Origin of the sequence: Halomonas sp. H2, from assembly GCF_050215315.1 — a bacterium.
Classification (GTDB): Bacteria; Pseudomonadota; Gammaproteobacteria; order Pseudomonadales; family Halomonadaceae; genus Vreelandella.
In genome coordinates, this window is record NZ_CP189760.1 from 133,629 (window position 1) to 159,659 (window position 26,031).

Annotated in this window: 31 protein-coding genes and 4 tRNA genes; 34 read left to right on the top strand and 1 reads right to left on the bottom strand. The window is 54.4% G+C overall.

The genetic code is table 11. From position 1 onward, the window contains the following. The first annotated feature begins 51 nt into the window (after positions 1-51). The 14 genes from ACQE2I_RS00580 (at position 52) to rpsG (ending at position 14,209) form a co-directional block, all read left to right on the top strand. Positions 52-135, top strand: a tRNA-Tyr gene (locus ACQE2I_RS00580). A gap of 147 nt (positions 136-282) precedes the next feature. Continuing rightward, positions 283-356, top strand: a tRNA-Gly gene (locus ACQE2I_RS00585). Between the two features lie 13 nt (positions 357-369). Then, positions 370-444: transfer RNA gene (locus ACQE2I_RS00590), tRNA-Thr, on the top strand. Positions 445-626: 182 nt separating this feature from the next. Next, positions 627-702 (top strand) — tRNA-Trp (locus ACQE2I_RS00595). Between the two features lie 72 nt (positions 703-774). Continuing rightward, positions 775-1,158: a preprotein translocase subunit SecE gene (secE, locus tag ACQE2I_RS00600; RefSeq protein WP_427029579.1), complete on the top strand. Its 384-nt coding sequence runs from the start codon at positions 775-777 to the stop codon at positions 1,156-1,158. Between the two features lie 8 nt (positions 1,159-1,166). Beyond that, positions 1,167-1,700, top strand: coding sequence for a transcription termination/antitermination protein NusG (nusG, locus tag ACQE2I_RS00605; RefSeq protein WP_427029581.1), 534 nt, complete (start codon positions 1,167-1,169; stop codon positions 1,698-1,700). Between the two features lie 118 nt (positions 1,701-1,818). Next, entirely contained in the window at positions 1,819-2,250 is a 432-nt protein-coding gene (gene rplK / locus ACQE2I_RS00610) for a 50S ribosomal protein L11 (protein ID WP_427029582.1), read from the top strand. A gap of 2 nt (positions 2,251-2,252) precedes the next feature. Continuing rightward, entirely contained in the window at positions 2,253-2,945 is a 693-nt protein-coding gene (gene rplA, locus ACQE2I_RS00615; protein ID WP_427029583.1) for a 50S ribosomal protein L1, read from the top strand. Between the two features lie 393 nt (positions 2,946-3,338). Further along, positions 3,339-3,845 (top strand): 50S ribosomal protein L10, encoded by a 507-nt coding sequence (rplJ, locus tag ACQE2I_RS00620; RefSeq protein ID WP_427029584.1) that lies wholly within the window; start codon positions 3,339-3,341, stop codon positions 3,843-3,845. Positions 3,846-3,971: 126 nt separating this feature from the next. After that, the gene (rplL, locus tag ACQE2I_RS00625; RefSeq protein WP_008959176.1) at positions 3,972-4,340 is read left to right on the top strand and encodes a 50S ribosomal protein L7/L12; all 369 of its coding nucleotides are present in this window, start codon (positions 3,972-3,974) and stop codon (positions 4,338-4,340) included. Positions 4,341-4,666: 326 nt separating this feature from the next. Continuing rightward, the gene (rpoB, locus tag ACQE2I_RS00630) at positions 4,667-8,743 is read left to right on the top strand and encodes a DNA-directed RNA polymerase subunit beta (RefSeq protein WP_427029585.1); all 4,077 of its coding nucleotides are present in this window, start codon (positions 4,667-4,669) and stop codon (positions 8,741-8,743) included. Positions 8,744-8,753: 10 nt separating this feature from the next. After that, a complete protein-coding gene (rpoC, locus tag ACQE2I_RS00635; RefSeq protein WP_427029586.1) occupies positions 8,754-12,968 on the top strand; it encodes a DNA-directed RNA polymerase subunit beta' in 4,215 nt (1,404 codons plus the stop codon). Positions 12,969-13,169: 201 nt separating this feature from the next. After that, positions 13,170-13,544 carry a 30S ribosomal protein S12 gene (rpsL, locus tag ACQE2I_RS00640; protein ID WP_308322066.1) on the top strand — a complete coding sequence of 125 codons (375 nt, stop codon included), beginning with the start codon at positions 13,170-13,172 and terminating at the stop codon, positions 13,542-13,544. 194 nt (positions 13,545-13,738) lie between these two features. Further along, positions 13,739-14,209: a 30S ribosomal protein S7 gene (rpsG, locus tag ACQE2I_RS00645; RefSeq protein WP_009288145.1), complete on the top strand. Its 471-nt coding sequence runs from the start codon at positions 13,739-13,741 to the stop codon at positions 14,207-14,209. Here the strand turns inward: rpsG and ACQE2I_RS00650 are convergent. Then, positions 14,135-14,416, bottom strand: coding sequence for a pentapeptide repeat-containing protein (locus tag ACQE2I_RS00650; protein ID WP_427031364.1), 282 nt, complete (start codon positions 14,414-14,416; stop codon positions 14,135-14,137). The two genes, rpsG and ACQE2I_RS00650, sit on opposite strands and share 75 nt — an antisense overlap. Positions 14,417-14,439: 23 nt before the next feature. Between ACQE2I_RS00650 and fusA the strand changes: the two genes are divergently transcribed. The 20 genes from fusA to rplR all read left to right on the top strand — a co-directional run bounded on the left by fusA (position 14,440) and on the right by rplR (position 26,020). Next, on the top strand, positions 14,440-16,563 hold the full coding sequence (gene fusA, locus ACQE2I_RS00655) for an elongation factor G (protein WP_427029587.1): 2,124 nt from the start codon (positions 14,440-14,442) through the stop codon (positions 16,561-16,563). A gap of 29 nt (positions 16,564-16,592) precedes the next feature. Beyond that, the gene (gene tuf, locus ACQE2I_RS00660; RefSeq protein ID WP_427029588.1) at positions 16,593-17,786 is read left to right on the top strand and encodes an elongation factor Tu; all 1,194 of its coding nucleotides are present in this window, start codon (positions 16,593-16,595) and stop codon (positions 17,784-17,786) included. Between the two features lie 159 nt (positions 17,787-17,945). Further along, positions 17,946-18,257, top strand: a complete 312-nt coding sequence (gene rpsJ, locus ACQE2I_RS00665) for a 30S ribosomal protein S10 (RefSeq protein WP_007112007.1) — start codon at positions 17,946-17,948, stop codon at positions 18,255-18,257. Between the two features lie 161 nt (positions 18,258-18,418). Next, positions 18,419-19,057: a 50S ribosomal protein L3 gene (gene rplC, locus ACQE2I_RS00670; RefSeq protein WP_427029589.1), complete on the top strand. Its 639-nt coding sequence runs from the start codon at positions 18,419-18,421 to the stop codon at positions 19,055-19,057. Between the two features lie 15 nt (positions 19,058-19,072). Further along, a complete protein-coding gene (gene rplD / locus ACQE2I_RS00675; protein ID WP_427029590.1) occupies positions 19,073-19,678 on the top strand; it encodes a 50S ribosomal protein L4 in 606 nt (201 codons plus the stop codon). Then, entirely contained in the window at positions 19,675-19,971 is a 297-nt protein-coding gene (gene rplW, locus ACQE2I_RS00680; RefSeq protein WP_008959167.1) for a 50S ribosomal protein L23, read from the top strand. Before rplD ends, rplW begins: the two co-directional genes overlap by 4 nt. A 17-nt stretch (positions 19,972-19,988) precedes the next feature. Then, positions 19,989-20,819, top strand: coding sequence for a 50S ribosomal protein L2 (gene rplB, locus ACQE2I_RS00685; RefSeq protein WP_427029591.1), 831 nt, complete (start codon positions 19,989-19,991; stop codon positions 20,817-20,819). Between the two features lie 33 nt (positions 20,820-20,852). Beyond that, complete coding sequence (rpsS, locus tag ACQE2I_RS00690; protein ID WP_027337511.1) at positions 20,853-21,128, top strand: 30S ribosomal protein S19; 276 nt, start codon at positions 20,853-20,855, stop codon at positions 21,126-21,128. An 18-nt stretch (positions 21,129-21,146) separates the two neighbouring features. Then, positions 21,147-21,479, top strand: coding sequence for a 50S ribosomal protein L22 (gene rplV, locus ACQE2I_RS00695; protein WP_009723900.1), 333 nt, complete (start codon positions 21,147-21,149; stop codon positions 21,477-21,479). 10 nt (positions 21,480-21,489) lie between these two features. Further along, positions 21,490-22,188: a 30S ribosomal protein S3 gene (gene rpsC, locus ACQE2I_RS00700; RefSeq protein ID WP_427029592.1), complete on the top strand. Its 699-nt coding sequence runs from the start codon at positions 21,490-21,492 to the stop codon at positions 22,186-22,188. 15 nt (positions 22,189-22,203) lie between these two features. Further along, on the top strand, positions 22,204-22,617 hold the full coding sequence (gene rplP / locus ACQE2I_RS00705) for a 50S ribosomal protein L16 (RefSeq protein ID WP_007112000.1): 414 nt from the start codon (positions 22,204-22,206) through the stop codon (positions 22,615-22,617). Further along, positions 22,617-22,808 carry a 50S ribosomal protein L29 gene (gene rpmC, locus ACQE2I_RS00710; RefSeq protein ID WP_007111999.1) on the top strand — a complete coding sequence of 64 codons (192 nt, stop codon included), beginning with the start codon at positions 22,617-22,619 and terminating at the stop codon, positions 22,806-22,808. The genes rplP and rpmC overlap by 1 nt, the downstream gene beginning before the upstream one ends. Position 22,809: 1 nt before the next feature. Further along, the gene (gene rpsQ, locus ACQE2I_RS00715) at positions 22,810-23,070 is read left to right on the top strand and encodes a 30S ribosomal protein S17 (protein WP_427031365.1); all 261 of its coding nucleotides are present in this window, start codon (positions 22,810-22,812) and stop codon (positions 23,068-23,070) included. A gap of 50 nt (positions 23,071-23,120) precedes the next feature. Further along, complete coding sequence (gene rplN, locus ACQE2I_RS00720) at positions 23,121-23,492, top strand: 50S ribosomal protein L14 (RefSeq protein ID WP_427029593.1); 372 nt, start codon at positions 23,121-23,123, stop codon at positions 23,490-23,492. A 14-nt stretch (positions 23,493-23,506) separates the two neighbouring features. Then, complete coding sequence (gene rplX, locus ACQE2I_RS00725) at positions 23,507-23,821, top strand: 50S ribosomal protein L24 (protein WP_427029595.1); 315 nt, start codon at positions 23,507-23,509, stop codon at positions 23,819-23,821. A gap of 18 nt (positions 23,822-23,839) precedes the next feature. Continuing rightward, positions 23,840-24,379 carry a 50S ribosomal protein L5 gene (gene rplE, locus ACQE2I_RS00730; protein ID WP_427029596.1) on the top strand — a complete coding sequence of 180 codons (540 nt, stop codon included), beginning with the start codon at positions 23,840-23,842 and terminating at the stop codon, positions 24,377-24,379. Between the two features lie 10 nt (positions 24,380-24,389). Further along, complete coding sequence (gene rpsN, locus ACQE2I_RS00735) at positions 24,390-24,695, top strand: 30S ribosomal protein S14 (RefSeq protein WP_427029597.1); 306 nt, start codon at positions 24,390-24,392, stop codon at positions 24,693-24,695. A 32-nt stretch (positions 24,696-24,727) separates the two neighbouring features. Next, positions 24,728-25,120, top strand: coding sequence for a 30S ribosomal protein S8 (gene rpsH / locus ACQE2I_RS00740; RefSeq protein WP_071695003.1), 393 nt, complete (start codon positions 24,728-24,730; stop codon positions 25,118-25,120). Positions 25,121-25,129: 9 nt separating this feature from the next. After that, positions 25,130-25,660: a 50S ribosomal protein L6 gene (gene rplF, locus ACQE2I_RS00745; protein ID WP_427029598.1), complete on the top strand. Its 531-nt coding sequence runs from the start codon at positions 25,130-25,132 to the stop codon at positions 25,658-25,660. 9 nt (positions 25,661-25,669) lie between these two features. Next, positions 25,670-26,020: a 50S ribosomal protein L18 gene (gene rplR, locus ACQE2I_RS00750; protein WP_008959159.1), complete on the top strand. Its 351-nt coding sequence runs from the start codon at positions 25,670-25,672 to the stop codon at positions 26,018-26,020. The last annotated feature ends 11 nt before the right edge of the window (positions 26,021-26,031 follow it).

Genomic DNA, 26,031 nt, shown 5'->3' on the forward strand with positions numbered 1-26,031 from the left:
GATATCGCGCTTGACACTGTTTTGGAGGCTGGCATAATATGCCGCCACGTTGGAGAGATTCCCGAGTGGCCAAAGGGAGCAGACTGTAAATCTGCCGCGAAAGCTTCGAAGGTTCGAATCCTTCTCTCTCCACCAGAATTAAGCAGCAGCGATGTGATTCGATGCTGTTGAATGAAAAGCCGGAAGCGGGCATTGTCTACGATTTATAGCTTGTCGACTTATAGTTTGTAGGTTGAGGTTAGAAATCAGTGCGTAGCGGATTGTCATTCTAAGACAGGTTCTGCGGGCGTAGTTCAACGGTAGAACCTCAGCCTTCCAAGCTGATGGTGCGGGTTCGATTCCCGCCGCCCGCTCCAGTTGATGTGTTTAGCTCATGTAGCTCAGGGGTAGAGCACACCCTTGGTAAGGGTGAGGTCGACGGTTCAATTCCGTCCATGAGCTCCATATTTTGTAAGGTGAGAGTTGCGGATCAAGCGAGCGAAGCTCGCTTTTTTTGTCTCTGCGTTCAGGTGTGGGTTTGCAGGGTCTGGGCGTAAAGAAGGGGTTGTCAGGAGCGGTTTTCTCCGCTACCATGGCGCCCGCTGTTGTGTAGGTGTCAGAAAAGGCATTTATGCATATGACGATACAGGCCAGTAGCTCAATTGGCAGAGCAGCGGTCTCCAAAACCGCAGGTTGGGGGTTCGATTCCCTCCTGGCCTGCCAACCTTCCCCAGGTTGGTATGTCTTTTTCAAAATTCTTTTATCGTTCGCCGTACCCTTAGGAGTCTCGTTTTTATGAAGCCTGGTTCTGTAAAACATGGCGCCGAGGTGCAACAGACGCGCCATGACGGGCTCAAATGGGCGGCGGTCGTAGCGCTGCTTGTCGTTGCTGTTGTTGGTAATACCTATTTCGCCGATATTGGCCTGCTCTACCGCGTTCTTGGCGTGGTGTTGTTGTGTGTGATTGCGGGTTTGATCGCGCTAACCACTACAAAAGGTCGTGATTTAGTAGAGCTTGCCAGAAGCGCCAAGAAAGAGATTCAGCGCGTTGTATGGCCGACCCGTGCCGAAACCATTCAAACCACCGCCATTGTGCTGGTGGCTGTTTTGGTGGTGGGGCTAATGCTGTGGTTGATCGACACTCTTCTTGGCTGGGCGATGTCCGGCGTCATTGGTTAGGAGTTTTCATGTCCAAACGTTGGTACGTCGTTCACGCTTATTCTGGGTTTGAAAAACATGTTATGCGCTCGTTGATCGAGCGTGTGAAGATATATGGTATGGAAGATCGTTTCGGCGAAATTCTGGTGCCGACAGAAGAAGTCGTTGAAATGCGTGACGGCAAGCGTCGTAAGAGTGAGCGTAAATTCTATCCCGGCTACGTTCTAGTCGAGATGGAAATGGCCGACGAAACATGGCACCTCGTCAACGAGACGCCGCGTGTTATGGGCTTTATTGGTGGTACGAAAGAAAAGCCAGCAGCCATTACCTCACGCGAAGCAGATGCCATTTTGGCGCGCGTTAAAGACGGTACCGATAAGCCGCGCCCCAAAACAATGTTTGAGCCGGGTCAGTCGGTGCGTGTTGTCGACGGTCCGTTTGCCGATTTCAACGGTGTCGTTGAAGAAGTTAATTATGAAAAGAGCCGCCTGCACGTCAGCGTGCTGATTTTTGGGCGCTCGACACCTGTTGAATTAGAGTTCTCTCAGGTGGAGAAAGAGTGAGTGGTGAGTGGTAAGAAGTAAGTAGTTGGAAAGACTTAATTCGTGCGAAACGGTCAAGTGGCCGCTTCGCTGGTACCGGGGAGCCTTCGGGCGTTACTACCCAATTGGAGCATAAACGATGGCCAAGAAAGTACAGGCTTATATCAAACTGCAGGTTGCTGCAGGTAAAGCCAATCCAAGTCCGCCGGTAGGCCCAGCACTGGGTCAGCACGGCGTGAACATTATGGAATTCTGTAAGGCGTTCAATGCCGCGACTCAAGAAATTGAGCCGGGTCTGCCAACGCCGGTCGTGATTACTGTCTACTCTGACCGTAGCTTCACGTTCGTCACTAAAACACCGCCTGCTGCCGTGCTGTTGAAAAAAACGGCTGGTATTAAGTCCGGTTCTGGTGAGCCGAACAAGAAGAAGGTCGGTACCGTGACGCGTGAGCAGCTTGAAGAGATCGCTAAAACCAAAGAGCCTGACTTAACGGCTGCTGATCTCGATGCCGCAGTGCGCACCATTGCTGGCAGCGCGCGCAGCATGGGCCTAAACGTGGAGGGTCTCTGATCATGGCTAAACTGTCTAAGCGTGCGAAAATTATTCGTGAGAAAGTAGACACACGCAAAGCTTACTCTATCGAAGAAGCGGTAGCGCTGCTCTCTGAGCTGTCTACGGTTAAATTCAAAGAGTCGGTTGATGTTGCTATCAATCTTGGCGTTGACCCGCGTAAATCAGACCAGGTTGTACGTGGCGCTACCGTCATGCCTAACGGTACTGGTAAAGACGTACGCGTTGCAGTCTTCACTCAGGGTGCCAATGCCGATGCCGCTAAAGAAGCCGGCGCCGACATCGTGGGTATGGATGACCTGGCTGAGCAAGTGAAGAAGGGCGTAATGGATTTTGACGTCGTCATCGCTTCGCCCGACGCCATGCGCGTTGTTGGTCAGCTGGGCCAGATTCTAGGTCCGCGCGGCCTGATGCCTAACCCGAAAGTTGGCACCGTGACGCCTGATGTGGCAACAGCAGTTAAGAATGCTAAAGCCGGTCAGGTGCGTTTCCGTACCGACAAAAACGGCATTATCCACACGACCCTAGGTAAAGTGGATTTTGACGTGGCAGCGATTAACGGCAACCTGGAAGCGCTGGTTGCTGACCTTAAGCGCCTCAAGCCGAGTGCGTCTAAAGGCATTTACTTTAAGAAAATGACCCTGTCCACTACCATGGGCCCAGGTCTGACTATCGATCACTCTGCTTTTGCGTAAGGCAATATTGCTTACATGCAAGACATATGTTTGTGAGACATATGTTTGTGAGATATAGATTCGCTAGTTCTAAAGTAAAAACTGAGCAAGAACTTTGCGGTCCCCCGTCAGGTTGATATTCACCGCCGGGGCATCGTCAAAGACCGCAGGTGCCGCGCTTGGTAAGTACGCGTTTTCGTGTATACATCCAGGCGCGGCTTAATTGCCCTATAAGCGCCTGCGCAGATGGTGTGGCCGCCAGTTGGTTAAAGCTTAAACGGCTTTCTGGTGAGCACCATCCCCAAGGCTTCCCGCCTTGCTCTGCTGTTAAAGCGGCTGTTTTGACAGTCAGGGGTGGGAAGAGATGGTAACCACCGGAACCTTCTTGGGTTCCGGCACGAAGGAGTGATCACTGTGCCACTAGCACTTGAAGGCAAGAAAGCGATTGTTGCCGAGGTCAGTGAAGCGGCCAAGGGCGCACTCTCCGTCGTAGTTGCTGATTCTCGCGGCGTTACGGTTGGTAAAATGACCGAACTGCGCAAGCAAGCGCGTGAGAATGGTGTAGAGCTGCGTATTGTACGTAATACGCTGGCTCGCCGCGCTCTCGAGGGCACTCAGTGGGAGTGCTTGAAGGATAGCTTCGTTGGTCCTACGTTGTTGGCCTTCTCTACTGATCATCCGGGCGCTGCTGCTCGTCTGTTCAAAGAGTTTGCCAAAACGGACAAAGACTTCGAAGTGAAAGCGTTGGCCTACGAAGGTGAGCTGATTCCGGCTGCTGACATCGACCGTCTGGCAACCCTGCCGACTTACGACGAGGCAATTGCCAAGTTGATGTCGGTAATGAAAGAAGCCTCCGCTGGCAAGCTGGTTCGTACTCTGGCCGCTCTGCGCGACCAGAAGCAAGAAGCAGAAGCTGCCTAAGCAGTGTTTCTTGCAGGCGGCGTGAACGTCATGGGCTGTATGCTTCATGAATAGCGCCACCTGAACCGAGCAATGAATCCTGAGTTCTCGGCTGACCGAGACTCCCGCAAAGTTAGGAATGAAACAATGGCACTGTCTAAAGACGATATCATCAATGCTGTAGCCGACATGTCCGTAATGGAAGTTGTCGAGCTGATCGAAGCAATGGAAGAGAAATTCGGCGTATCTGCAGCGGCTGCTGTCATGGCTGGCCCGGCTGCTGGCGGCGAAGTTGCTGAAGAGCAGACTGAGTTTGACGTGGTTCTGACTGCTGCTGGCGACAAGAAAGTTAACGTGATCAAAGCAGTTCGTGAGATCACTGGCCTTGGCTTGAAAGAAGCTAAAGGCGCTGTTGACGGCGCTCCGGCGACCATCAAAGAAGGTCTGTCTAAAGACGACGCTGAAGCAGCTAAAGCTAAGCTGGAAGAAGCGGGCGCAACCGTCGAGCTCAAGTAATTTTTGTGCGGACGGCTTTACGCGCTGCGTAAGCTTCCACGGCTGGCGGCGGGATATCCCGCTGCCGGCCTTTTTCTGTTGTAACTGATGTTTCATCGCCGCAATGCGGTTGGTAAATGGCAGAGACGATAGAAACGTAAAAGCGTTATTGCAGATCGTTATTGCAGATAGTGTTATCGAATACAGTGTTATCGACGACTGAGTTATCGAACTAGATTTTCGACGGCGAGCTACCGACTTAGGAGCTTGCTGTCTGTGTCTGACGAAGCTCGCAGGGCAGATGACCACGCATCGGTCACCCATGGTGAACAAGCTGGGGAATACAGATGGCTTACTCATATACTGAGAAAAAACGCATCCGCAAGGATTTCGGCAAACTGCCCCAAGTGATGGATGTGCCTTACTTGCTGGCGATCCAGCTTGATTCCTATTACGACTTCCTCCAGCAAGATCGTTCGCCCGACGAGCGTCACGAAGTTGGTCTGCACGCGGCATTTAAGTCCGTGTTTCCAATTGAGAGCTTCTCCGGTAATGCGGCGCTTGAGTATGTCAGCTACCGTTTCGGCACGCCGGCGTTCGATGTTAAGGAGTGCCAGCTGCGTGGCGTGACTTACTCCGCCCCGCTGCGCGTTAAGGTTCGCTTGATCATTTATGATCGCGACTCCTCGAACAAAGCAATCAAAGATATCAAAGAGCAGGAAGTCTACATGGGGGAAATCCCCCTGATGACCGAAAACGGTACCTTTGTTATTAACGGTACTGAGCGGGTTATCGTTTCCCAGCTCCACCGCTCGCCCGGTGTGTTCTTCGATCACGATAAAGGCAAGAACCACTCTTCTGGTAAGTTGCTCTACTCTGCCCGCGTGATTCCTTACCGTGGCTCATGGTTAGACTTTGAGTTTGACCCTAAAGACAATGTCTTTGTGCGTATTGACCGTCGCCGCAAACTGCCGGCCTCGGTTCTTATGCGTGCGTTGGGAATGAGCACCGAAGAGATTCTGGCTGAATTCTTTGAAACCAGCGTCTTCCACATTGAGAAATCGGGTTTCTCTGTGGAGCTGGTGCCGTCGCGCCTGCGCGGCGAGACCGCCACCTTTGATATCAAAGATGGCGAAGGTAACGTGATTGTTGAAGAGGGACGGCGGATTACCCAGAAGCACATTCGCCAGCTTGAAAAAGCCGGTCTTGAGCGTCTGGATGTGCCGATGGAGTACCTGTTCGGCAAAACGCTGGCGAAAGATCAAATCGACTCCAAAACAGGCGAGTTGATCTGCCCGTGTAACACCGAGATCACGCCTGAAGTGCTCGAGCGTATGGCCCAGGGTGGCATTACCCAGGTGGAAACGCTCTACACTAACGATCTTGACTGCGGTTCATTCATTTCCGACACCTTGAAGCTGGATGCGACTAACTCCGCGCTTGAAGCCTTGGTCGAAATTTACCGCATGATGCGTCCCGGCGAGCCGCCCACCAAAGAGTCGGCCGAGACGTTGTTTAACAATCTGTTCTTCTCTGAGGACCGCTACGACCTGTCGGGCGTTGGCCGCATGAAGTTCAACCGTCGCCTGCGTCGTGAGACTGACACCGGCTCCGGCGTGCTGGACCGTAAAGACATCCTTGACGTGCTGCGCGAGATGATCAGCATTCGTAACGGCTTCGGTGACGTTGACGATATCGATCACCTGGGTAACCGCCGTATTCGCTGCGTTGGCGAAATGGCCGAAAACCAGTTCCGCGTTGGCTTGGTGCGCGTAGAGCGCGCGGTGAAAGAGCGTCTTTCCATGGCCGAAAGCGAAGGCCTGATGCCGCAAGACTTGATCAACGCCAAGCCGGTTGCGGCGGCGGTGAAAGAGTTCTTCGGTTCCAGCCAGCTTTCTCAGTTCATGGATCAGAACAACCCGCTTTCGGAGGTTACCCACAAGCGTCGTGTGTCGGCACTCGGCCCCGGTGGGTTGACTCGTGAGCGCGCTGGCTTCGAAGTACGTGACGTTCACGCCACGCACTACGGGCGCCTTTGCCCGATCGAAACACCAGAAGGCCCGAACATCGGCCTGATCAACTCGCTGGCGACCTACAGCCACACTAATAGCTACGGTTTCCTAGAAACGCCGTACCGTAAAGTGGTTGACCGTCAGTTGACCGACGACATCGTTCACCTTTCGGCGATTGAAGAGGGCGACTTCGTTATTGCCCAGGCGTCGGCGGCCGTGGATGAGTCCAACAAGCTCAGCGATGACTTGGTACAGGTACGTCACCGCGGTGAAACCACCTTTATGCGTCCTGAGCAAGTGACGCTAATGGACGTATCGCCACGTCAGGTCGTCTCCGTCGCAGCGGCATTGATTCCGTTTCTGGAGCACGATGACGCCAACCGCGCCTTGATGGGTTCTAACATGCAGCGTCAGGCGGTACCCACTCTGCGTGCCGATAAGCCGCTGGTAGGTACCGGCATGGAGCGCTTTGTTGCCCGTGACTCCGGTGTCTGCGCGGTGGCGAATCGTGGCGGGGTGATTGACTCCGTTGACGCGCGTCGTGTGGTGGTACGGGTCAATGAAGATGAAATCATCGGCGGTGAAGCCGGGGTTGATATCTACAACCTGACCAAGTACACCCGTTCGAACCAAAACACCTGTATGAACCAGCGCCCCATCGTGCGGCCTGGCGACAACGTGGCGCGCGGCGATATTCTTGCCGATGGCCCGTCGGTCGACATGGGCGATTTGGCGCTCGGTCAGAACATGCGCATCGCGTTCATGCCCTGGAACGGTTACAACTTCGAGGACTCCATCCTGCTTTCCGAGCGGGTTGTTCAAGAAGACCGTTTCACCACGATCCACATTCAGGAACTGACCTGTGTGTCCCGCGACACCAAGTTGGGCTCGGAAGAGATTACCTCCGATATCCCCAACGTGGGCGAGTCCGCACTCTCCAAACTGGATGAAGCGGGCGTTGTCTATATCGGTGCTGAAGTTGGCCCTGGTGACATTTTGGTCGGTAAGGTGACGCCGAAGGGTGAGACCCAGCTAACGCCTGAAGAGAAGCTACTACGTGCCATCTTCGGTGAGAAAGCGTCTGACGTTAAAGACACTTCGCTGCGTGCCCCCACCGGCATGATCGGTACGGTGATTGACGTTCAGGTGTTTACTCGCGACGGCGTAGAGAAAGACTCTCGCGCCCTGTCTATTGAGCGCACGCAGCTTGATGAGGTTCGCAAGGATCTGCAAGAGACTTACCGTATCGCTGAAGAGGCAACGTTTGAACGCCTCAAGCGTACCCTTGATGGTCAGGCCGTTAACGGCGGTCCGAATCTCAAGAAAGGCGATGTGCTCGATGAAGCGTACCTAGACGAGCTGCCGCGTCAGCAGTGGTTCAAGCTGCGTCTGCAGGATGAGTCGTTTAATGAGCTATTGGCCCAGGCCGACGAACAGCTCGAGAACCGTCGTAAAGAGATGGACGAGCGTTTCGAAGATAAGAAACGCAAGCTGACCCAGGGCGACGATCTCGCGCCGGGCGTGCTGAAAATCGTCAAGGTCTATATGGCCGTTAAACGCCGCGTTCAGCCAGGCGATAAGATGGCCGGTCGTCACGGTAACAAAGGTGTTATCTCGGCGATTATGCCGATCGAAGATATGCCGTTTGATGAGAAGGGCGAGTCGGTCGACGTGGTACTCAACCCGTTGGGTGTGCCGTCACGGATGAACGTCGGTCAGATTCTGGAAACTCACTTGGGTATGGCGGCGCGCGGCTTAGGCGTCAAAATCGAAGCCATGCTGCGTGATGCACGTGGTCAACAAGTGGCTGAGATCCGTGACTTCCTGGGTCAGGTGTACAACACGCCCGGCACTCGTATTGAGGAGCTCGACTCCTTAAGCGACGACGAAATCATCGCCCTGGCGAAAAACCTCAAAGGCGGTGTGCCGATGGCGACGCCGGTGTTTGATGGTGCCGAAGAGCACGAAATCAAGCATCTGCTGAAGCTGGCGGATATTCCCGAGTCGGGTCAGATGGCCCTATTCGACGGCCGTACCGGTGACGCTTTTGACCGTCCGGTCACCGTTGGCTATATGTACATGCTGAAGCTCAACCACTTGGTAGACGACAAGATGCACGCGCGTTCTACCGGTTCTTACTCGCTGGTTACCCAGCAGCCCTTGGGTGGTAAGGCGCAGTTCGGTGGTCAGCGCTTCGGTGAGATGGAAGTGTGGGCGTTGGAAGCATACGGCGCCGCTTACACACTACAAGAGATGCTCACCGTCAAGTCGGACGACGTCGAAGGCCGCACCAAGATGTATAAAAACATCGTGGATGGCGACCACACCATGCAGGCAGGCATGCCGGAATCCTTCAACGTACTCGTGAAGGAAATCCGCTCGCTGGGCATCGATATCGAGTTAGAGAGCTAGGAGCCGTCCCATGAAAGATTTGGTGAAAGTACTCAAATCGCAGTCTCAGTCCGAAGAGTTTGACGCGATCAAGATTACCCTGGCGTCGCCGGACATGATTCGCTCCTGGTCGTTTGGCGAGGTGAAGAAGCCTGAGACCATCAACTACCGTACCTTTAAGCCGGAGCGGGACGGTCTGTTCTGCGCCAAGATTTTTGGCCCGGTAAAGGATTACGAGTGCCTATGCGGCAAGTATAAGCGCATGAAGCACCGCGGTATTATCTGCGAAAAGTGTGGCGTTGAAGTAACCAAGGCGGCCGTGCGTCGTGAACGCATGGGGCACATTGAGCTAGCCTCGCCGGTCGCCCACATTTGGTTTTTGAAGTCACTGCCATCGCGTATCGGTATGTTCCTCGATATGACCCTGCGTGATATCGAGCGCGTGCTGTACTTCGAAAGCTTTGTCGTAATCGATCCAGGCATGACCACCCTTGAGCGTGGTCAGCTGATGAACGACGAACAGTACTTTGAAGCGTTGGAAGAGTTCGGTGACGACTTTGATGCCCGCATGGGTGCCGAAGCCGTTCAAGAACTGCTCAAAGACATCGATCTGGAAGAAGAGATTAACCACCTGCGCGAAGAGATTCCGCAGACCAACTCTGAAACCAAGATCAAGAAGTTGTCTAAGCGCCTGAAGCTACTTGAAGCGTTTTATCACTCCGGCAATGCGCCGGCGTGGATGGTCATGGAAGTGCTGCCCGTGCTGCCGCCGGATCTGCGTCCGCTGGTACCGCTCGACGGTGGCCGCTTCGCGACCTCTGATTTGAACGACCTTTACCGTCGGGTGATCAACCGTAATAACCGCTTGAAGCGTCTGCTCGATCTCAATGCGCCGGATATTATCGTGCGCAACGAGAAGCGTATGCTGCAGGAGGCAGTCGATGCTTTGCTTGACAACGGTCGTCGTGGCCGCGCAATCACGGGCTCTAACAAGCGCCCGCTGAAGTCGCTCGCCGACATGATCAAAGGTAAGCAGGGTCGTTTCCGCCAGAACTTGCTGGGTAAGCGCGTTGACTACTCGGGCCGTTCGGTGATTACCGTCGGGCCGACGCTGCGCCTGCACCAGTGTGGTCTGCCCAAGAAAATGGCGCTTGAGCTGTTCAAGCCGTTTATCTACTCCAAGCTGCAGTCGCTGGGCTACGCCTCAACGATCAAAGCCGCCAAGAAGATGGTCGAGCGCGAACTGCCGGAAGTGTGGGACATCCTGGCCGATGTTATCCGCGAGCACCCGGTACTGCTTAACCGCGCACCCACGCTTCACCGTCTGGGTATCCAGGCGTTTGAGCCGCTGCTGATCGAAGGTAAAGCGATTCAGCTGCACCCGCTGGTGTGTGCGGCCTACAACGCCGACTTTGACGGTGACCAGATGGCGGTCCACGTACCGCTGACCCTGGAAGCCCAGCTTGAAGCGCGTGCGTTGATGATGGCCACCAATAACGTGCTGTCGCCTGCTAACGGCGAGCCGATCATCGTACCGTCGCAAGACGTTGTTCTGGGTCTGTACTACATGACTCGCGAAAAGATCAACGCCAAAGGCGAAGGCATGGTGTTCTCTGACCTCAATGAGGTTGAGCGTGCGTTTGGTACCCAGTCTGTATCGCTGCACGCACGGGTAAAAGTGCGTCTAGATGAGACTGACATCGAAGAAGAGACTGGCGAGCGCAGCTTCCATCGGCGTATTTACGACACTACCGTTGGCCGTGCGATGTTATTCCGCATTTTGCCGGAAGGTGTGCCGTTTGAGCTGATCGATCAGCCGATGAAGAAAAAGGCGATCTCCAGCCTGATCAATGAAGTTTATCGTCGTGCTGGCCTGAAGCCGACCGTTATCTTTGCTGACCAGCTGATGTACACCGGCTTCCGCTTAGCGACCTGGTCCGGCGCCTCCATCGGTGTTAACGACTTTGTTATCCCCGAAGCCAAAACCGAGATCGTTGACGCGGCGGAAGCCGAAGTTAAAGAGATCGAAGACCAGTTCTCTTCTGGCCTGGTAACTGCGGGCGAGAAGTACAACAAGGTTATCGATATCTGGTCAAAGGCCAACGATAAAGTTGCCAAGGCGATGATGGTGGGTATCTCGAAAGAGACCGTTGTTGATCGCGATGGCAACGAAGTTGAGCAGGATTCGTTCAACAGCGTCTTCATCATGGCCGACTCCGGGGCGCGTGGTAGTGCTGCCCAGATTCGTCAGTTGGCCGGTATGCGTGGCCTGATGGCTAAGCCGGATGGTTCGATCATCGAAACGCCGATCGTCGCCAACTTCCGTGAAGGTCTGAACGTACTGCAGTACTTCATCTCGACCCACGGTGCGCGTAAAGGTCTAGCGGATACAGCTCTGAAAACGGCCAACTCCGGTTACTTGACCCGCCGCTTGGTCGACGTAGCGCAAGATTTGGTTATCACCGAAGTTGACTGTGGTACTGAAAACGGCTTGACGCTGCATCCGATCATCGAAGGCGGCGACATCATTGTACCGCTATCTCAGCGCGTGCTGGGCCGTGTGGTTGCGCAGGATGTTGTGCATCCGGGCAGCGGTGAAGTATTGATCACTAAAGGTACGCTGCTCGACGAGAAGTGGTGTGCCGAGCTTGACACCATGGGTGTTGACGAGATCATCGTGCGCTCCACGATCACCTGTGAGACCGCACACGGCGTGTGTGCCTCCTGTTACGGCCGTGATTTGGCTCGTGGCCATCAGGTCAACATCGGTGAAGCAGTCGGCGTCATCGCTGCTCAGTCGATTGGTGAGCCGGGTACCCAGCTAACCATGCGTACCTTCCACATCGGTGGCGCGGCATCGCGTTCTTCGGCGGTGGATAGCGTACAGGTTAAGCACGGCGGTAAAGTTCGCCTGCACAACATCAAGCACGTAGAGCGCGGCGACGGTAAGCTGGTCGTGGTCTCTCGTTCGAGTGCCCTGGCTGTTGCTGACGATCATGGTCGTGAGCGTGAGTACTACAAGCTGCCCTATGGTGCTGAACTCTCCGTACGCGACGGCGATGTTGTTGATGCCGGCTCTACCGTAGCGAAATGGGATCCCCATACCCACCCGATCGTTGCTGAAGTAGAAGGTAAGGCGCAGTTCATCGACCTTGATGAAGGTGTCACCATGCACCGCAGCGTCGATGAGATGACTGGCCTCTCCTCTATTGAGGTTATCGAGTCAGCCGCTCGCCCGATGGCCGGTCGTGACAAGCGTCCGATGGTCATGCTGCAGGACAGCGCCGGTGAGTATGTGTCTGTCTCCGGCTCTAATACACCGGTGCAGTACTTGCTGCCAGGCAACTCGATTATTTCGGTTGACGATGGCGTGACTATCGGTGTGGGTGAAGTGGTTGCCCGTATCCCGGTAGAAGCGTCGGCGAACAAAGATATTACCGGTGGTCTGCCGCGGGTAGCTGACTTGTTCGAAGCGCGTAAGCCGAAAGAGTCGTCTATTCTGGCCGAAATCAGCGGTGTGATTAGTTTTGGTAAAGAGACCAAGGGTAAGCGCCGCCTGATGATTACCCCAGAAACTGGCGATCCGTTCGAGGCTTTGATTCCGAAGTGGCGTCAAATTGCCGTCTTCGAAGGTGAAACCGTTGAGAAAGGCGAAGTGATTTCTGATGGACCGAGTAACCCGCACGATATCCTGCGGTTATTGGGTGTTGAGGAGCTCGCCAAGTACATCACTGCCGAAGTGCAAGACGTTTACCGTCTGCAGGGTGTTGGCATCAACGATAAGCACATCGAAGTGATCGTGCGTCAGATGCTGCGTAAGGTAGAGATTAGCGATTCGGGTGATTCTAATTTCATTACTGGCGATCAGGCAGAACTGGTGCGCGTGCTGGAGCAGAACGAGCGCCTCGATAAAGAGAAGAAATTCCCAGCCAAGTATCAGCGTATGCTGTTGGGTATTACCAAGGCCAGTTTGGCCACCGAGTCGTTTATTTCCGCGGCCTCCTTCCAGGAGACAACGCGCGTATTGACCGAAGCAGCGGTGACCGGAAAGCGTGACTATCTGCGCGGTCTAAAAGAGAATGTGGTAGTGGGTCGTCTGATACCGGCAGGTACTGGCTTGACTCACCACGCAGAGCGTCGCCGCAAGCGCGACGACGTTGAGCAGCTGTTCAACCCCTCGGCTACCGAGGTAGAGCAGGAGTTAGGCGCTCAGTTGACTGCTCTCGATACAGATGATGAGCTGTAAACTAGCGCTGAAACATAGTAAGTAAACGAATAGCTGACCTGAAAAACGTTATGTCTTGCCGGTAAAACCGCCGGCAAGGCTTGACGTACCATAGGGTCAGCCTTTAGAATGCGCAGCCTTTAACAGTGGGGTGGGTGCGCCCGCATCCGCTACCCGCATTTGTTAAAAGGCTAAGGCAACCATTGGAGTCAGCTAAACACCATGGCAACGATTAATCAGCTAGTGCGCAAGCCGCGCAAGCGCCCCGTCACTAAAAGTGATGTGCCAGCGCTGCAGGCCTGTCCGCAAAGACGCGGCGTATGTACGCGCGTTTATACCACCACCCCGAAGAAGCCAAACTCGGCCCTGCGTAAGGTTTGCCGTGTGCGCCTAACGAATGGTTTTGAAGTGTCTTCTTACATCGGTGGTGAGGGTCACAACCTTCAAGAACACTCGGTCGTTTTGATTCGCGGTGGTCGTGTAAAGGATTTGCCAGGTGTGCGTTATCACACCGTTCGTGGCGCCCTTGACACCTCCGGCGTTCAAAATCGTCGTCAGGGTCGTTCTAAATACGGTACTAAGCGTCCTAAGTCCTAAGGTCTGTTTAACAGTTCCTAAGTGCTAGGTAGCTATGCAGCAAGGCCTATGTGTTGGGCCTGCTGAGTAACGATTATCACGAATTTGACGGTCTGATAAGAGTAAGGTCGAGCGGCGCTTGTGGTATTTGAATGTCGTACGCAGGTTGCAAGAGTCTCGGGTTTACCTGAAAGATCCTTAATTGAGGGCTTATCATGCCTAGAAGAAGAGTAGTAGCTAAACGCGAAATCCTGCCGGATCCTAAGTTCGGAAGTGAGCGTCTGGCGAAGTTCATGAACCACTTGATGGTCAGCGGCAAAAAGTCCATAGCTGAGCGTATCGTCTACGGTGCGTTGGACAAGGTTGCCGAGCGTAGTAAAGAAGATCCGTTGGAGATCTTCGACAAAGCGTTGGAAGCTATCCAGCCGATGGTCGAAGTGAAGTCGCGCCGCGTGGGTGGTGCGACCTATCAGGTGCCGGTTGAAGTGCGTCCGTCTCGCCGTCAAGCGCTAGCCATGCGCTGGTTGGTAGACGCGGCGCGTCGCCGCGGTGAGAAAACCATGGTGCAGCGTCTGGCTGGTGAAATGCTGGATGCCGCTGAAGGTAAAGGTTCAGCCGTTAAGAAGCGTGAAGACGTGCATCGTATGGCAGAAGCCAACAAGGCGTTCTCGCACTACCGTTTCTAAGTCAGCGTTTCTAAGGTCAGCGTTTCTAAAATCGACGTTTTTAAGTACGGCGTTTTTAAGTACGGCTTTAGGGTTTTTATATGCACGTTGTTCAGCATGGCGAAGTGTTTGCTGAGTCGCTCTGTTGTAATGCCTAACCGCTACCCTACAGGGGTGGCGGCGGGTCGCATAAGCCTCGCTTGCATACGCCGCTAAATTAACGAGCATCGCCAACAAACGGGAGTTTCACCGTGGCACGCAAGACTCCACTGAATCGTTATCGCAATATTGGTATTGTCGCTCACGTTGACGCGGGTAAAACCACGACAACTGAGCGCGTGCTATTCTACACCGGGCTTAACCATAAGCTGGGCGAGACCCATGAGGGTGCTTCCACTACTGACTGGATGGAGCAGGAGCAAGAGCGTGGTATTACCATCACCTCTGCTGCTGTCACCACCTTTTGGAAGGGGATGAGTCACCAGTTTGACGAGCACCGTATTAACATTATCGATACCCCGGGGCACGTTGACTTCACCATCGAAGTTGAGCGTTCTCTGCGTGTACTTGATGGTGCAGTCGTTGTGCTGTGTGGTTCCTCCGGCGTGCAGCCGCAGACAGAAACTGTATGGCGCCAGGCCGATAAGTACGAAGTTCCACGTATGGTATTCGTCAATAAGATGGATCGTACTGGCGCTGACTTCTTCATGGTTGTCAAGCAGTTAAAAGAGCGTTTGGGTGCTAACACTGTTCCGATCCAGATCAACTGGGGCACGGAAGAAGATTTTAAAGGTGTTATCGACCTGATCCAGATGAAGGCTATCCTGTGGGATGAGGAAAGCCTGGGTATGAAGTATGAACTCGTGGATATTCCTGCTGAACTACAAGAAACAGCAGAGAAGTACCGCGAAGAAATGGTCGAAGCAGCTGCCGAAGGCTCTGACGAGCTGATGGAAAAGTACCTTGAAGGCGGTGAGCTATCGATTGAAGAGATCAAGGCCGGTCTGCGTGCACGCACCCTGGCTAACGAGATTGTTCTGGTTACCTGTGGCTCTGCGTTTAAGAACAAGGGCGTTCAGGCAGTGCTGGATGGCGTTATCGAATACATGCCTTCGCCGACTGAAGTTAAGGCGATCGAAGGTGAGCTCGACGATAAAAACGGTACTGTGGCTACCCGTGAAGCGGATGACAGTGCGCCGTTTGCTGCATTGGCGTTTAAGATCGCCACCGACCCCTTCGTCGGTACGCTGACCTTTATCCGCGTCTATTCGGGCGTTCTCAAGTCTGGTGACGGCGTTTATAACTCCGTTAAGCAGAAGAAAGAGCGTGTTGGCCGTATCGTTCAGATGCACGCCAACTCTCGTGAAGAGATCAAAGAGATCTTGGCGGGCGATATCGCTGCTTGTATCGGTCTGAAAGACGTCACCACCGGTGATACCCTGTGCGATATCGATAACAAGATTGTTCTTGAGCGCATGGAGTTCCCGGATCCGGTTATCTCGGTGGCGGTAGAGCCAAAATCTAAGGCTGACCAAGAGAAGATGGGTGTTGCACTGGGCAAGCTTGCTCAAGAAGACCCCTCTTTCCAGGTTAAAACCGACGAAGAAACCGGCCAGACGATTATTTCTGGTATGGGTGAGCTTCACCTCGATATCCTCGTTGACCGTATGCGTCGCGAGTTTAAGGTTGAAGCTAATATCGGTAAGCCGCAGGTTGCCTACCGCGAAACTATTCGCGGCAGCATCGAGCAAGAAGGCAAGTTCGTACGTCAGTCCGGTGGTCGTGGTCAGTACGGTCACGTTTGGCTACGTATCGAGCCGCTGACTAAAGAAGAAAAGGGTGAAGGCGACGAAGAAATCTTCTTCAAATTCAACTCTGAGATCGTAGGTGGTGCGGTTCCTAAGGAATACATCCCTGCGGTTGAGAAGGGTGCTTACGAGCAGCTCAAAAACGGCGTCATCGCGGGTTACCCGATGATCGACGTTAAAGTGTCGCTGTTCGACGGCTCCTTCCACGACGTGGACTCCAACGAGACTGCGTTTAAGATTGCTTCTTCTATGGCAGTAAAAGAAGGTGCCAGGAAGGCCAAGGCCGTGCTGCTGGAGCCGGTGATGAAGGTCGAAATCGTGACCCCCGAAGAATTTATGGGTGACGTCATGGGTGACCTGAGCCGTCGTCGCGGCCTGGTGCAGGGTATGGATGACTCCTCTTCTGGTAAAGTCATTCGTGCAACGGTGCCGCTGGGCGAGATGTTCGGTTATGCAACCGACCTTCGCTCACAAACCCAGGGCCGTGCGAGCTACTCCATGGAGTTCTCGAAGTACGACGAGGCGCCCTCCAGCGTCGTTGAAGCCGTCATCAATCAAAACGGTTAACCGTTAGCTAACGTAAAGAGGTTATAGCAGTGGCTAAGGAAAAATTTGAACGTTCCAAACCGCACGTCAACGTCGGCACCATTGGTCACGTCGACCACGGTAAAACGACTCTGACTGCGGCCCTAACCCGCGTGTCTGCTGAGGTTTTCGGCGGCGACTGGAGCGAGTTCGCATCTATCGATAATGCTCCGGAAGAGCGCGAGCGCGGCATTACCATCGCCACGTCTCACGTGGAGTACCAGTCTGAAGAGCGTCACTACGCGCACGTTGACTGCCCAGGGCACGCTGACTACGTCAAGAACATGATCACCGGTGCTGCGCAGATGGATGGCGCGATCCTGGTATGTTCTGCCGCTGATGGCCCGATGCCGCAAACGCGCGAGCACATCCTGCTGTCTCGTCAGGTGGGCGTACCGTACATCGTTGTGTTCCTGAACAAGGCGGACATGGTCGATGACGAAGAGCTGCTCGAGCTGGTAGAAATGGAAGTTCGCGAACTTCTCGACCAGTACGACTTCCCGGGCGACGACACGCCGATCATCACTGGTTCTGCGCTGATGGCGCTGAACGGTGAAGATGAGAACGGCATGGGTACTACCGCCGTTGCTAATCTGATCAAAGCTCTGGATGAGTACATCCCTGAGCCGCAGCGTGCTATCGATCAGCCGTTCCTGATGCCGATCGAAGACGTGTTCTCTATCTCTGGTCGCGGTACTGTTGTTACCGGTCGTGTAGAGCGCGGCATCGTCAAAGCGGGCGAAGAAGTGGAAATCGTGGGTATCCGCGACACCACCAAAACGATCGTTACCGGTGTTGAAATGTTCCGTAAGCTGCTCGACGAGGGTCGTGCTGGTGAGAACGTTGGCGCCCTGCTGCGTGGTACTAAGCGTGATGACGTCGAGCGTGGCCAAGTACTGGCCAAGCCGGGCACCATCAACCCGCACACCGTCTTCGAAGCAGAAGTTTACGTGCTGTCCAAAGAAGAAGGTGGTCGTCACACTCCTTTCTTCAAGGGCTACCGTCCGCAGTTCTACTTCCGTACCACCGACGTAACCGGTACTTGTGAGCTGCCGGAAGGCGTTGAAATGGTCATGCCGGGTGACAACGTGCAAATGGTTGTTACCTTGATCGCTCCGATCGCAATGGACGAAGGCTTGCGCTTCGCTATTCGTGAAGGCGGCCGTACTGTCGGTGCTGGCGTTGTGGCCAAGATCGTCAAGTAAGCAGTATGCTTGAATGATGAAGGGGGCTCTGATGAGCCCCCTTTTCTGCGCACCAACAGCAAATGTTTGACATGGGCTTTTGGCGTGCCTATAATGCGCATCCTTTGAATGCGTGGGTAGACGGCTCGCGCCGTCGACATCCATTGGAGTTTAGGGCAAATGCAGAACCAAAAGATTCGCATTCGGTTGAAAGCGTTCGACCACCGCCTGATCGATCAGTCCACAGCGGAGATCGTTGAAACCGCTAAGCGTACTGGTGCTCAGGTTCGTGGGCCGATTCCGCTACCGACCAACCGCGAGCGTTACACCATTCTGATCTCGCCGCACGTCAATAAAGATGCGCGTGACCAGTATGAGATTCGTACGCACAAGCGTGTGCTCGACATCGTTGAGCCGACCGAAAAAACTGTTGATGCTTTGATGAAGCTTGATCTCGCCGCAGGCGTTGACGTGCAAATCAAGCTCAACTAATTACACTAGTCACTTTGCGGCCCAGCGCTTATCGCTCGCTATAGCGAGCTAGTATAAGCAGCAGCCGCCGCGCCGTGAGGCGCCATACAATGTGCTAGTGGAATGCTCTGGAAAGGGCAGCCATAGCGGGTGATAGCCCCGTACACTATAGGAGACTGAGTATGACTATCGGTTTAGTCGGTACAAAGGCCGGGATGACCCGTGTCTTTACCGAAGACGGCGCATCTGTGCCCGTAACCGTTATTGAAGTTGATCCTAATCGTGTTACTCGCGTTAAATCTGTCGAATCTGACGGTTACGCAGCGATTCAGATCACATCTGGCTCTCGTAAAGCTAAGCACCTCACCAAAGCGCAAGCGGGACAGTTTGCCAAGGCGGGTGTTGAAGCTGGTCGTGCACTGATGGAATTTCGTCTTGCAGAAGGCGAAGAGATTCCTGAAGTGGGCGGCGAACTCACCGTATCCCTCTTCGAAGCTGGTCAAATGGTTGACGTGACTGGCACCTCTAAGGGTAAGGGCTTCCAGGGTGCTGTTAAACGCTGGAACTTCCGTACCCAAGATATGACTCACGGTAACTCTCTGTCGCATCGCGCGCCGGGTTCTATCGGCATGTGTCAGACACCAGGTCGCGTTTTCAAAGGCAAAAAAATGGCCGGTCAAATGGGTAATGCCCGTTGCACCGTACAGAGCCTTGAGATCGTCCGTGTCGACGCCGAGCGTAACTTGCTGCTGATTAAAGGCGCCGTACCGGGTGCTCCTGGTAGTGACGTTATCGTTCGCAGCGCCGTGAAAGCAGGCTGAAGGGGATAATTACCAATGAATCTGAATCTTGCTGCAGGCACGGGTACCGTTGAAGTAGCCGACGCCACTTTTGGCAAAGAATTCAACGAAGCGCTGGTTCACCAGGTTGTCACTGCCTATCTGGCAGCTGGTCGTCAGGGAACCCGCGCACAAAAGAGTCGTTCCGACGTTCGTGGCGGTGGTAAAAAGCCGTGGCGTCAGAAGGGCACCGGTCGTGCACGTGCCGGTACTATCCGCTCTCCGCTATGGCGTAGCGGCGGCGTAACCTTCGCGGCACGTCCGCAAGACTACTCCCAGAAGGTTAACCGCAAGATGTACCGCGCAGCGATGCGCTCCATCCTGTCTGAGCTAGTACGTCAAGAGCGCCTAGTCGCGATTGAAGAGTTCAGCGTCGATGCGCCTAAGACCAAGCAGGTAGCTGCCAAGCTGAAAGAGCTCAACCTTGAGAAAGTGTTGATCGTCACTGAAGACATTGATGAAAAGCTCTATTTGGCCGCACGCAACCTTCCCCACGTTGACGTGGTGGATGTCGCGGCAGCTGACCCGGTAAGCCTGGTAGCCTTTGATAAGGTCCTGATTACCGTCTCCGCCCTGCGTAAATTCGAGGAGAAGCTGGCATGAACCAGGAACGCGTATTCAAGGTTCTGCTTGGACCGCACGTGACCGAAAAAGCCGCGATGGCAGCCGAGCGCAACCAGTACGTTTTCAAGGTGGCATCTGATGCTACCAAGCCCGAGATCAAGAAGGCCGTTGAAGCACTTTTCGGCAAGAAGGTCGGCAGTGTTCAGGTACTGAACATGAAGGGTAAAACGAAGCGTACTGCGAACGGCGTTGGCCTACGTAAGGGTTACCGCAAAGCGTATGTGACCCTGGCTGCGGGTGAAACGCTCGAAGACTTCTCAGGCGCCGAATAAGGGCAGGAGTACGGATAATGGCAATCGTCAAGACCAAACCCACTTCCGCCGGTCGTCGCCACGTCGTCAAGATCGTTGGCGAGGAACTGTTTAAAGGCCGTGCTTATGCACCGCTGTTAGAAAAACAGTCCAAGTCCGGCGGCCGTAATAACTACGGTCGTATCACCACCCGCCACGTGGGCGGTGGTCATCGTCACCACTATCGGTTGATCGACTTCAAACGCACCAAAGATGGCATTCCTGCCACTGTTGAGCGTTTGGAGCACGATCCCAATCGCAGTGCGCACATTGCACTGCTGAAGTATGCCGATGGTGAGCGTCGCTACATCATTGCACCGAAAGGTGTCAGCGCGGGTAGCGTGCTGGAATCTGGTGTTAACGCGCCAATTAAGAAAGGCAATGCCTTGCCGCTGCGTAACGTCCCATTGGGTTCTACGGTGCACTGCATCGAGCTCAAGCCGGGTAAAGGTGCGCAGATTGCTCGCAGTGCCGGTACAAGCGCCCAGCTTGTCGCTCGTGAAGGTAACTATGCCACTCTGCGTCTTCGCTCTGGCGAAATGCGTAAGGTGTTGGCTGAGTGCCGCGCGACCCTGGGTGAAGTGAGCAACTCTGAGCACAGCCTGCGTCAACTTGGCAAGGCCGGTGCGAAGCGCTGGAGAGGTGTGCGTCCGACCGTTCGCGGTGTCGCGATGAACCCGGTAGATCACCCGCATGGTGGTGGCGAAGGCCGCACCAGTGGTGGTCGTGACCCGGTTACCCCTTGGGGTGTGCCGACTAAGGGCTATAAGACGCGTAAGAACAAGCGCACCGACAAGCTGATCATACGTCGTCGTAATAAGACGCGTTGATCTAAATTGCCAAGACATTAAGAGGTAACGGCTGTGCCACGTTCACTAAAGAAAGGTCCCTTCATTGACCTTCATCTTTTGAAGAAGGTAGAGGCTGCAGTGGAGAAGAACGATCGCAAACCAATTAAGACTTGGTCGCGCCGTTCGATGATCCTACCCAACATGGTAGGTCTGACTATTGCGGTCCATAACGGACGCCAGCATGTCCCGGTGCACGTCTCCGAGGAAATGGTGGGTCATAAACTTGGCGAATTCGCTGCTACTCGCACCTATCGCGGGCATGTGGCGGACAAAAAAGCCAAACGGTAAGCCAGAGAGGATTAAGAGATGGAAGTCACAGCTAAGCTGAGTGGCGCTGCTTTATCCGCACAGAAGGCCCGTTTGGTGGCTGACCAGGTGCGCGGTAAACCGGTCGCCGAAGCTATTGACCTGCTGACCTTCTCACCGAAGAAGGCTGCCAAACTGGTCAAGAAAGTGCTTCAGTCCGCCATCGCGAATGCGGAAGAAAATAACGGCATGGATATTGACGAGCTGCGTGTCTCGACCATCTGCGTCGATGAGGGCATGACGCTCAAGCGTATCAAGCCGCGTGCCAAGGGGCGTGCGGATCGTATCTTGAAGCGCACGTGCCACATCACCGTCAAGGTAGCCGAGAAGTAGGAGTCGACCGATGGGTCAGAAAGTCAATCCAATAGGCATTCGACTGGGCATCGTCAAAGACCATGCTTCTGTCTGGTATGCTGAGCGCGGCGCTTACGCCGATAAGCTCAATAACGATCTCGAAGTGCGTAGCTTCCTGGAAGAGCGTCTTAAAAGCGCCTCCGTTAGCCGCATTCACATCGAGCGTCCGGCGAATAACGCCCGCATCACCATTCACACTGCCCGTCCGGGTATTGTGATTGGTAAAAAAGGTGAAGATGTCGACCGTTTGCGTCGCGATCTTACCCAGATGATGGGTGTTCCGGTGCATGTGAACATTGAAGAAGTTCGCAAGCCGGAGCTGGATGCCAAGCTAGTCGCTGCTAACGTAGCGGGTCAGCTTGAGCGTCGCGTAATGTTCCGTCGTGCTATGAAGCGCGCGGTACAGAACGCAATGCGTCTTGGCGCTGGTGGCATCAAGATTCAGCTATCAGGTCGTCTGGGTGGCGCTGAAATCGCACGTACCGAATGGTACCGCGAAGGTCGCGTTCCGTTGCACACGTTGCGTGCGGATATCGACTACGCCACTTACGAAGCTCACACCACCTATGGCGTTATCGGCGTCAAAGTGTGGATCTTCAAGGGTGAAATCCTCGGCGGTATCGAGGAAGTACGTGCCAAGGCCAAACAGCCTGCCGGCAACGCGCCCAAGAAGAAAGGTTCCAGGTAAGGGGAGAGCGAGTCGATGTTACAGCCCAAGCGTATGAAATTCCGCAAGATGATGAAAGGCCGTAACCGTGGCCTAGCACATCGCGGAAGCAAGATCAGCTTCGGGGAATACGGCCTAAAAGCTACCGGTCGCGGCCGCATCACTGCGCGTCAGATCGAAGCCGGCCGTCGTGCGATCACACGTCACGTTAAGCGTGGCGGTAAGATTTGGATCCGCGTCTTCCCTGATAAGCCGATCTCTAAGAAGCCGCTCGAAGTTCGTATGGGTAAAGGTAAAGGTTCTGTTGAGTACTGGGTTGCCCAGATCCAACCGGGTCGGGTCCTGTATGAAATTGAAGGCGTGTCGGAAGAGCTCGCACGTGAAGCGTTTGAGCTTGCCGCACAGAAAATGCCCTTATCCACCACCTTTGCGAAACGGACGGTGATGTGATGAAAGCCCAGGAAATTCGTGAAAAGTCCGCTGGAGAGCTCCAGGAGCAACTCCTCGAACTCCTCCGCGAGCAGTTTAACCTGCGCATGCAGAAGGCCACTGGCCAACTGAGCCAGACTCATCTGCTCAAGCAGGTCCGTCGGGATATTGCCCGCGTTAAGACTTTGCTCAACGAGAAGGCAGGTGATTGAGATGGCCGAAGAGAAAACAAAGCGTACGCTCACCGGTAAAGTGGTGAGCGATAAGATGGACAAGTCCATCGTCGTGATGATCGAGCGGCGCGAGCGTCACCCGATCTACGGAAAATACGTTAAGCGCTCCACCAAGCTGCACGCCCATGACGAGGCGAACCAGGCTAAGGCAGGCGATACGGTTTCCATTCAGGAGTGCCGTCCGCTTTCCAAGAAGAAAGCCTGGACGCTCGTCGAGGTGGTTGAGCACGCCAAGGGTTAATCCCTGGGCTTGTCCAACCAGTGTAGTCAGATTAGGTTTGGAGAAAACCGATGATTCAGACTCAGTCAATGCTGGATGTCGCCGACAACAGCGGAGCGCGCCGGGTGCAATGCATCAAGGTGTTAGGCGGTTCACACCGTCGCTACGCTCGTATTGGTGATATCATCAAGGTCACGGTTAAGGAAGCGATTCCGCGTGGCAAGGTCAAAAAAGGCCAGGTGCTAAAAGCGGTCGTGGTCCGGACCCGTAGTGGCGTCCGTCGTCCCGACGGTTCGCTCATCCGTTTCGATGGAAATGCGGCAGTTTTGTTGAATAACACCAACGAACAGCCGATCGGTACCCGTATTTTCGGGCCGGTGACTCGTGAACTTCGTAATGAAAGGTTCATGAAGATCATTTCCTTAGCGCCTGAAGTGCTGTAAGGAGCGAGGCGGATATGCAAAAGATCAAACGTGACGATGAAGTCATCGTCATCGCCGGGAAGGATAAAGGCAAACGTGGCACCGTTAAGCGGGTATTAGAGAACCGCTTCTTGGTGTCCGGTGTGAACATGATTAAACGTCACACCAAGCCAAATCCCATGGCGGGTAATCAGGGCGGTATCGTCGAGCGTGAGGCTCCGATTCACGCGTCCAACGTAGCCATCTTCAATTCGGAGACCGGTAAGGCGGATCGCGTCGGCTTCCAAGTGACGGAAGACGGTACCAAGGTACGTATCTACAAGTCGACGCAGACGCAGATCGACGCCTAACGCGAGTCGGGTAGCAAAATGGCGAACTTGAAAGAACGTTATCAAAACGAGGTAGCAGCTCAACTCAAAGAAGAGTTCAGCTATGCCAACGTTATGCAGGTACCCCGGATCACGAAAGTGACTCTGAATATGGGTATCGGCGAAGCAGTCAACGACAAAAAGTTGATTGACAATGCCATCGGTGATCTAGAGAAGCTCTCTGGTCAAAAGCCGCTGGTGACCAAGGCACGTAAGTCCATCGCGGGCTTCAAGGTGCGCGAAGGTTGGCCAATCGGCATCAAGGTAACACTGCGCGCTGAGCGTATGTGGGACTTCTTGGACCGTTTGGTTTACATCGCGATTCCCCGCGTGCGTGACTTCCGTGGTCTTAACCCGAAGTCTTTTGACGGTCGCGGCAATTACTCCATGGGTGTGCGTGAGCAGATCATCTTCCCGGAGATCGAGTATGATAAAATCGATCGTATCCGGGGGTTGGATGTCACTATCACTACTTCCGCCAAAACCGACGAGGAAGGTCGTGCGCTGCTAACTGCGCTGAACTTCCCCTTCAAGAAATAAGGGTTGGATCATGGCTAAGAAAAGTATGGTAGAGCGTGAGCTTAAGCGTACGCAGCTGGTGGAGAAGTATGCCGCCAAGCGCGCTGAACTCAAGAAAATCATCTCGGATGTGAACACTTCTGAGGAAGATCGCTTCGAGGCGACGCTGAAGCTGCAGCAACTGCCGCGCGACTCAAGCCCGGTACGTCAGCGTAATCGCTGCCGTATCACCGGTCGTCCGCACGGTTTTTACAACAAGTTCGGCCTCGGCCGTAACAAGCTGCGTGAAGCCGCCATGCGTGGCGACGTTCCTGGACTGAAAAAGTCCAGTTGGTAACGCCACGTAGTATCATCAGGAGCGCACATTAAATGAGCATGCAAGACACTCTGGCGGATATGTTTACGCGTATCCGCAATGCGCAGATGGCCACCAAGGAGACGGCAACCATGCCGTCCTCCAAGCTGAAAGTGCAAGTGGCCCGAGTGCTAAAGGAAGAAGGCTACATTGCCGACTTTACGGTAGCGGAAGGCGCTAAGCCTGAGCTAACCGTGACTCTCAAGTACTTTGAGGGTAAGCCGGTCATTGAGCATATTCAGCGGGTTTCCAAGCCGTCCCTGCGCCGTTACATGGGCAAGGACAACCTGCCTAAGGTCGCCGATGGCCTGGGTATCGCGATTGTCACCACGTCAAATGGTGTCATGACCGATCGTGCCGCGCGCCAAGCGGGTGTCGGTGGCGAAGTCATTTGCACCGTATTCTAGGAGGCTGGAATGTCCCGCATTGCGAAATATCCGGTTAAACTGCCTGCTGGCGTTGATGTTAAAATCGATGCTGGCCAGCTAACCGCCAAAGGCGGCCAAGGCACGCTATCTATGACTATCCACTCGGATGTAGTGGTAGCTCAAGAAGATGGCCAGCTGACCTTCGCCCCGAGCGAATCTGCCAAGAGCTGGGCTATGGCCGGTACTACCCGCGCCCTAGTTCAGAACCTGGTTACGGGCGTATCAGAGGGTTTTACACGAACTCTCGAAATTGTTGGCGTCGGTTATCGTGCCCAAGCTAAGGGCCAGACGCTCAATCTTTCACTGGGCTTCTCGCACCCGGTCGACTACGAACTGCCTAAGGGTGTCTCAGCGGAAACGCCGAAAAACACCGTGATCGTGCTGAAAAGCGCGGACAAGCAGCAGCTCGGCCAGTGCGCCGCGGACATCCGCGCTTTCCGTCCGCCTGAGCCGTATAAAGGCAAGGGTGTCCGGTACGCCGACGAGCAGGTGCGTCGCAAAGAAGCCAAGAAGAAGTAAGGCAGGGTTATGAACGCGAAGAAAGAATCTCGTCTCCGTCGTGCCCGCCGCGCTCGCGCCAAGATCCGCGAGCTGGGCGTGTATCGCCTGTGCGTCAACCGTACTCCGCGTCACATCTATGCGCAGATTATCTCGCCGGATGGTGGCAAAGTGCTAGCCAGTGCTTCTACGCTGGACAAAGCGCTGCGCGAGGGTGCGACTGGCAATTCAGATGCTGCCTCTAAAGTAGGTGCTCTAATTGCCGAACGCGCTAAAGAAGCAGGCATCACCCAGGTGGCCTTCGACCGTGCTGGCTTTAAGTATCACGGCCGCGTCAAGGCATTGGCCGACGCCGCACGTGAAGGCGGCCTGGAATTCTAAAGGGTTTTACG